The following is a 6,183-nucleotide window of genomic DNA, read 5'->3' on the forward strand; positions in this document are numbered from 1 at the left end:
CTTGACACCCCTCCTCGCGTGCAGCAAGAGCTGAGGCGCGACTCGTGACGGGGCACCCACCGCTGAGAGCTGCGCTCAAAAGCAAAAGCAAAGCAAGGGCCTGCTCGCCTTCGGCTTCGCGCTCTCAGCCCTCTCTGCTGTGTGGTGAACTCAGCGTCATCTGGTCGTCACACTCGGCGCGTGCTCCGGAAACTGTCTGTTCCTAGCTTCGAGGGTCATGACCGTTGACGAGGTTGTGGAGCGCACACCGGCCCTCGGCGCGTCCAAGGAGACGCTCGAGGACTACACCCTGCGATTCGCTCCCCGCACCTACCGGCGTTGGACTCCCGCTGTGGTCGGGGCGTCCGCGCTGGGCGGGATCGCCTACATGGCCGACTTCTCGATCGGCGCCGGGATCGGGCTCACGCACGGTACCGGCAACGCGTTGCTGGCCATCGGGTTCGCGGCGCTCGTCATCTTCGTGACCGGGTTTCCGCTGGCCTACTACGCCGCCCGGTACAACATCGACCTCGACCTCATCACCCGCGGGTCCGGGTTCGGGTACTACGGGTCGGTGATCACAAGTGTGATCTTCGCCAGTTTCACGTTCATCTTCTTCGCGCTCGAAGGGTCGATCATGGCCCAGGGGCTGCGGTACGCGCTCGGGGTGCCGTTGTGGCTGGGGTACCTGGCTTCCACGTTGGTGATCATTCCGCTGGTCATCTACGGGATGAAGGTGCTCGCGAAGCTGCAGAGCTGGACGAACCCGTTGTGGTTGCTGCTCATGGTGGCGCCGCTGCTCTTCCTCGTCGTGTCCGAGCCCGAGTCGGTCGGCCGGTTCCTCGCTTACGGTGACGGTGGGGTCGACACGGCCGCCGTCATGCTCGGGGCCGGGGTGTGCCTGTCGTTGATGGGGCAGATCGGGGAGCAGATCGACTACCTGCGGTTCATGCCGCCTCGCACCGACGCCAACCGGCGGGCCTGGTGGACCGCGACCATCCTCGCCGGGCTCGGGTGGGTGGTGTTCGGGGCGCTGAAGCAGGCGATCGGGGTGTTCATGGCCGTCTACGTGCTCGACGCCGTCGGGAAGGTGGCGGCCGTCGAGCCGATCGAGCAGTTCACCGGGGTGTTCAAGCAGTTCATGCCGGGGTGGCTGGTGGTGCCGCTGGCGCTGGTGCTCGTGGTGCTGAGCCAGGTGAAGATCAACGTCACCAACGCCTACTCCGGGTCGCTCGCGTGGACGAACTCGTTCACGCGCGTCACGAGGCACTACCCCGGCCGGTTGGTCTTCGTGCTGGTCAACCTCGCCATCGCGCTGGTGTTGATGGAGGCCGACATGTTCAGCTTCCTCAACAAGATCCTCAGCTTCTACTCGAACTGCGCGATGGCGTGGGTCGTCACGGTCGCCACGGACATCGCGATCAACAAGTACGTGCTCAAGCTGTCGCCCGAGCGGCCCGAGTTCCGGCGGGGCATGCTGTACGCGGTCAACCCCGTCGGGGTCGGGTCGTTCCTCGCCTCGTCCGGTCTGTCCATTTCCGTCTACTTCGGACTGTTCGGGCCGGCGCTCCAGCCGTACTCGCCGCTCGTGGCCGTCGGCATCCCGGTCGTGCTGACGCCGTTGCTCGCGGTCGTCACGCGCGGGCGGTTCTACCTGCGGCGCACGGACGACGGGATCGCCGAGCCGGTGCTCGACGCGGACGGCAACCCCAGTGGCACGCGGTACGACTGCGTCGTGTGCGGGGAGCCGTACGAGCGGCCGGACATGGTCGCCAGTGCCGTGGAGGGCGAGATCTGCTCGTTGTGCCTGAGCACCGACCGCGGCGGGAAGCACGTGCTGCCCGCGGGTTGACGCGCAAGATCCGTCCCGATCGGACAAACTGCACGTCATGCAGGAACTGGCCTTGCTCGCCGTGGCGGGTGTGCTGATCATCGTCGCGGTGTCGTACTTCGCTCCGAAGCTCGGTGTCGCGGCGCCCGTGCTGCTGGTGCTCGTCGGGATGGCGTGCAGCCAGCTGCCGGGCGCCCCGCACGTCGCCGTGGCCCCGGAGTGGATCCTGACGGTCGTGCTGCCGCCGATCCTGTACTCGGCGGCGGTGAACGTGCCCGTCGTGGACTTCCGGCGGGACTTCTCGACCATCGGCTCGCTGTCGGTGCTGCTGGTGGCCGTGTCGGCGTTCGGCACCGGCCTGCTGATCTGGTGGCTGCTGCCGGAGATCGGGTTCGCCGCGGCGCTGGCGCTCGGCGCGGTGATCAGCCCGCCGGACGCCGTCGCCGCCACGTCGATCGGCAAGCGGCTCGGGCTGCCACCGCGGCTCGTCACCATCCTCGAGGGCGAGGGGCTGGTCAACGACGCGACGGCGCTCGTGCTGCTGCGCACGGCCATCGTCGCCATCACCGCCAGCGTCACGTTCGGCGGCGCACTCGGCGACTTCGCGTTCGCCGTCGCGGTCGGGGTGGTGATCGGGCTCGTCGTGGGGCTCGTGACGGTGTGGGTCCGGTCGAAGATCCAGGGACAGCCGGTGCTCACGACCGCGATCTCCTACGTCGTGCCGTTCCTCGCGTTCATCCCGGCCGAGGAGCTGCACGCGTCCGGTGTGCTCGCCGTCGTCCTGGCCGGCCTGGTCACCGGGCACCTGAGCGCGCGCAGGTTCACCGCCCACGACCGGATCTCCGAACGCACCAACTGGCGCACGATCCAGCTGCTGCTCGAGAACGGCGTGTTCCTGCTGATGGGCTTCGAGCTCACGTCGGTCGTCGCCGACGTCGAGGAGGACGGCCTCGCGCGGACGCTCCTGCTCGGTGTCCTGGCCACGGTCGCGCTGGTGGTGCTGCGGGTGGCGTTCATGGTGCCGCTGATCGCGATGCTGCGCCGCCAGCAACGCCGCGCGGACGCGTTCACCGACAAGATCGCCGCCTTCCTCGAACGCGTCGTCGCGCGCGGGCCCCGTTCGGAGAACGACAAGCGCTACGACCGCGGAATCCGCGCCATCCAACGCAAACAGGCCGACGTGGCCTTCTACGCGAGCGAGGGCCTGAGCCGGCGCGGCGGGGCGGTGCTGGCGTGGTCGGGCATGCGCGGCGTGGTCACCCTGGCGGCCGCGCAGACGCTGCCGACGGACCTGCCGCAGCGGCCGGAGCTGGTCCTGATCGCCTTCACCGTCGCGATCCTCACCCTGGTCGTGCAGGGAGGGACGCTGCCGCTGGTGATCCGCCTGCTCGGCATCCGCGGCAACGACGAGGAGCACGAGCGCCGCGAGTACGCGCGGCTGGCCGTCGAGCTGATCGCCGCGACGCAGGAGGTCGTGTCGAACCCCGAGCTGTGCCGGGAGAACGGCGAGCGGTTCGACCCCAAGATCCTGGACATGACGCGCGAACGCACGCTCGCGATGAGCGAGAACGTCGACAAGATGCTCGTCGAGCAGAACGCGCACGGCCACCGGCACCAGCACCTGGAGCTGCAACGGCTGATGATGGACGCGCAGCAGAACGCCCTGCTGGACGCTCGCGCCGGCGGCACGTACTCGTCGCATACGCTGGAACGCGCACAGAACTTCATCGACAGCCAGCAGGCCCGGCTGATCTAGGCGTGCCTCGCGGGGCGGGGTTGCGGCACGGGTGCGCGGGAGGGGGCAGGGTGTTCGGCTGGAAGAAGAAGCGCGGCGACCTGAACGACGTGATGGCTCAGCTCAGGCCCGACCTGAGCCGGGAGTCGCTCGGCGTCGGACCCGGCTTTCCCGGCATCGCCCCGAACCCGCTCCTGAGCGGGGAGGCGCGCAAGCGCACCGCGGAACTGCGCACGGGGGAGCTCGCGCTCGGGGTTCTCGTCGACTGGCGGGAGGTCAACAGCAACCCGCGCGTGGTCCTGATGTTCGACGTGGAGACCGCCGACGGCGACTCGTTCCGCGGTGTCGCGGACGAGGACCTCACGATCACCGAGCTCACCCGCCTCGCCCCAGGTCAGACGTTGCCCGTGCGCTACCGGCCGGGCGTCCAGGACCACTGCGTCGCCCTCGCCCGGGACGTGGACCCCGCCCGCGTGCGGCAGCTCGCCGAGGAGATCGCGAGCCGCAAGCGGGCCTGACTGTCGCGGTCAGAACGGGTCGTCGCCGAACCGCGCCTGCACGTCCACAGTGCTGCGGGCCGCGTCGCCGAGGGTCAGCCGCGACACGATCCGGTACCGGTCGCCGCGGTAGATCGAGTGCACGTATTCGACGTACCGGCCCTCGGCGTCGGTGGTCAGGCGCTCGAACAGCAGCGCGGGCGCGAATTCCGGCACGCCCAGGATCGTCGCCTCCGTCTCGTTCGTCACCGTCGGCTCGATCGACTGCACCGCCTCGCTGACGTGCACGCCGTGCTCGCGCAGGCGGTCGTAGAAGTCGCCGGACTCCATGTCGTGCAACGTCAGCGCGGGCGCGACGGAGGCCGGGACGTGCAGGTGCTCGACCGCCATCGGCTCGCCGTCGACCAGGCGCAGGCGGGCGATGTAGTGGATCTCGGCGGCGGGGGAGAGGTGCAGGCGGCGGCCCACCCTGGCGCCGGCCGGGACGCGGGCGTGCTCGAGCACGCGCGACGACCACGTGCCGCCGGCCCTGGGCAGCGACATGGAGCCGGTGTCCGACACCATCTCCTGGGTGATCTTGGCCCGCGCGACGAACGTGCCGCGGCCGTGCTGGCGGATCAGCAGGCCGGTGTTGACGAGCTCGTCCACGGCCGAGCGCACGGTGGGGCGGGACACCGAGAGCTGCTGGCACAGCACGCGTTCGGCGGGGATCGGCGCGCCCGCCGGGTGGGTCTCGATGAGTTCGAGCAGGTAGTCGCGGACCTGCTCACGCTTCAGGATCGCCTCGCCCATGCCACTCCCGCTTCGTCGGTGGCCAGTATGGCATACCACTGGTAAGTAACCAGTCTGATGAAGATCGAGAGCGCTCTCATGCCTCCGAGCTGGGTATTGACCTGAGAAGTGGTCTATGCCACTTTCTAACTCACTCCATCGGACCTGACCAATTGGTCATATCCCAGCGAGAGGTGAGTCGTGTCGCGCTCCGCTGCCTTGCTCGTCCTGGCGCTCGCCCTGTCCGCCTGCGGCACGTCCGCGGGAGGGGGTGATGAGAAGCAGGAGATCACCGTGTGGCTGATGAAGGACACGGCCACCGACGACTTCGTGCAGAAGTTCGAGACCGACTTCGAACGCGAGCACGCGAACCTGGACGTGAAGATCCAGATCCAGGAGTGGAACGGGATCACGCAGAAGGTGACCAGCGCTCTGGCCAGCACCGACCCGCCCGACGTGATCGAGGTCGGCAACACGCAGGTCGCCCAGTACGTGGCCAGCAAGGGCGTCACCGACCTGTCGGCGAAGAAGCCGGAGCTGCAGGGCGACGACTGGATCCCCGGCCTCTCGGAACCCGGTGCGGTGGACGGCAAGCAGTTCGGCGTCCCGTTCTACGCGGCGAACCGGGTCGTGATCTACCGCAAGGACCTGTTCGAGGCCGCGCAGCTCACGCCGCCGAAGACGCGCGACGAGTGGATCGCCGCCACCACCAAGCTCGACCAGGGCGACGTGCAGGGCATCTACCTGCCGGGCCAGAACTGGTACACGCTCTCCGGCTTCGTCTGGGACGAGGGCGGCGACCTCGCGAAGCAGGACGGCGGCAGCTGGAAGGGCTCGCTCAACACGCCGGAGGCGTTGGCGGGCATGGACTTCTACCGGAAGCTGCAGGCGCTCGGCGACGGCCCGAAGGACTCCGACGAGGCCAAGCCGCAGCAGACCGACGTGGTGGCGGGCGGCAAGGTCGCGCAGTTCATCGCGGTGCCCGGCGCGGCCAAGCTCGTCGAGAAGGCCAACCCGGCACTGGCGGGCAAGATCGGTTTCTTCCCGATCCCCGGCAAGACCGCGGACCAGCCCGGCGCCGTGTTCACCGGCGGCTCCGACCTGATCATCCCGCTGTCGTCGAGCAGGCAGGAGGGCGCCTACGAGGTCGTCAAGGCGCTCGCCGGGGAGAAGTGGCAGGTCGAGCTCGCCAAGGCGATGAACTACGTTCCGAACCGCAAGTCGCTCGCCTCCTCGGTCGGCGACGACCCCGGCACGGCCGCGATGGCCGCCGGCGCCGCCTCCGGGCACTCCACCCCGAACTCGCCGAACTGTGGCGCGGTCGAGGCGCGCATCCCGATCAAGGAGTTCCAGACCGCGGTCCTCACCGG

General features: G+C 69.0%; 5 protein-coding genes. 4 read left to right on the forward strand and 1 reads right to left on the reverse strand.

Annotation, left to right across the window (positions count from 1 at the left end):
- Positions 1-217: 217 nt before the first annotated feature.
- The 3 genes from ACFWGZ_RS38710 to ACFWGZ_RS38720 are packed head-to-tail and all read left to right on the forward strand — an operon-like array spanning position 218 to position 4,063.
- Entirely contained in the window at positions 218-1,831 is a 1,614-nt protein-coding gene (locus tag ACFWGZ_RS38710) for a purine-cytosine permease family protein (RefSeq protein ID WP_382456567.1), read from the forward strand.
- 37 nt (positions 1,832-1,868) lie between these two features.
- Complete coding sequence (locus ACFWGZ_RS38715) at positions 1,869-3,566, forward strand: cation:proton antiporter (RefSeq protein ID WP_382456568.1); 1,698 nt, start codon at positions 1,869-1,871, stop codon at positions 3,564-3,566.
- Between the two features lie 50 nt (positions 3,567-3,616).
- Positions 3,617-4,063 (forward strand): hypothetical protein, encoded by a 447-nt coding sequence (locus ACFWGZ_RS38720; protein ID WP_382456569.1) that lies wholly within the window; start codon positions 3,617-3,619, stop codon positions 4,061-4,063.
- A 9-nt stretch (positions 4,064-4,072) separates the two neighbouring features.
- On the opposite strand, the gene ACFWGZ_RS38725 is transcribed toward ACFWGZ_RS38720, so the two are convergent.
- Positions 4,073-4,834 (reverse strand): GntR family transcriptional regulator, encoded by a 762-nt coding sequence (locus ACFWGZ_RS38725; protein ID WP_382456570.1) that lies wholly within the window; start codon positions 4,832-4,834, stop codon positions 4,073-4,075.
- Between the two features lie 180 nt (positions 4,835-5,014).
- Here ACFWGZ_RS38725 and ACFWGZ_RS38730 point away from each other — a divergent pair.
- The coding region (locus ACFWGZ_RS38730) for an extracellular solute-binding protein (protein WP_382456571.1) at positions 5,015-6,183 on the forward strand (1,169 nt) is incomplete at its 3' end.

It is taken from the genome of Lentzea sp. NPDC060358 (assembly GCF_042725365.1).
In the GTDB taxonomy this organism is placed as follows: Bacteria; Actinomycetota; Actinomycetes; order Mycobacteriales; family Pseudonocardiaceae; genus Lentzea.